We start from the raw sequence: 1,025 nt of genomic DNA, 5'->3' as shown, positions 1-1,025 counted from the left end.
AAACCGCCCTTCACCTATAAAATGATTATCAACTAAACGCCTACTTCAATAAAATTATTTATAACCGGCATTTACCTGCAAGAACTTTTACTCAGCCATTTTACCGTCACGCTTAAAAACAAATCCTTATAATTGCCCTTTAAATCACCCCATAAACAATGATCGAGCTTTATACTGATGGTGCTTCCAGTGGAAATCCCGGTCCAGGAGGTTATGGCGCGATACTTCGCTCCGGCCAGCACTATAAGGAACTGTCAGAAGGCTTTAGGAAAACAACGAATAACCGCATGGAGCTGCTGGCTGTGATCAAAGGGCTGGAAAGCATAAAAAAGCCCGGACAGGAAGTAATGATCTTCTCCGATTCTAAATATGTAATTGATTCAGTAGAGAAAAAATGGGTCTTCGGTTGGGTTAAAACAGGCTTTAAAGGCAAGAAGAACAAAGATCTCTGGCTGCGCTTCCTCGACGTTTATAAATTACATAAGATCAAATTCACCTGGATCCGCGGCCATAACGGCCATCCGGAAAATGAACGTTGCGATGAACTTGCGGTTTATGCCGGGAAACAGAAGGAGTTGCTGATTGATACGATTTTTGAGAGCGAGGAACTTAAATTAGGACTCTGACTTGATACTTCAGTTTCAGGAATTGATCCTTATTCGGGCTAGCTATTAAACTTCGTAAGAGGTTTTTAACCGCAAAGCGCGCAGAGTTTTACGCAGAGGTCGAAGAGATTTGTGCACATCGAATTGATGATTGGTTTGGGTTCTCTGGGCGCTACTCCGCGTCCTCTGCGTTTAAATGATACAGCGTTTAGAAAAACGCTCTAAGAGAAAAATCAGTGTTTTCTTTAATTTTTTCCTGGGGACTCCCTTCGGAGCAGTTTTTCCCGTAGGATTCAAACGGAACTATCCCGTTGTCCCTTTCCGTTTTGCCAACTCTCAACTCTCCCCTCTCCCCTCTCAACTCAATAAATCAGTCTATCCCCCCAACAACCCCCATCCTCTCCAGCTTCTCCTCCGCCT

General features: G+C 43.7%; 1 protein-coding gene. It reads left to right on the top strand.

Annotated features, from left to right (window positions below; genetic code table 11):
* Positions 1 to 158 precede the first annotated feature (158 nt).
* The gene (rnhA, locus tag WKF69_RS04055; protein ID WP_340379679.1) at positions 159 to 626 is read left to right on the top strand and encodes a ribonuclease HI; all 468 of its coding nucleotides are present in this window, start codon (positions 159 to 161) and stop codon (positions 624 to 626) included.
* Positions 627 to 1,025: the final 399 nt, after the last annotated feature.

This window comes from Daejeonella sp., assembly GCF_037719425.1.
Classification (GTDB): Bacteria; Bacteroidota; Bacteroidia; order Sphingobacteriales; family Sphingobacteriaceae; genus Daejeonella.
The sequence above is the reverse complement of the archived record's forward strand: the minus strand, read 5'-3'. Positions and strand labels throughout refer to the sequence as shown.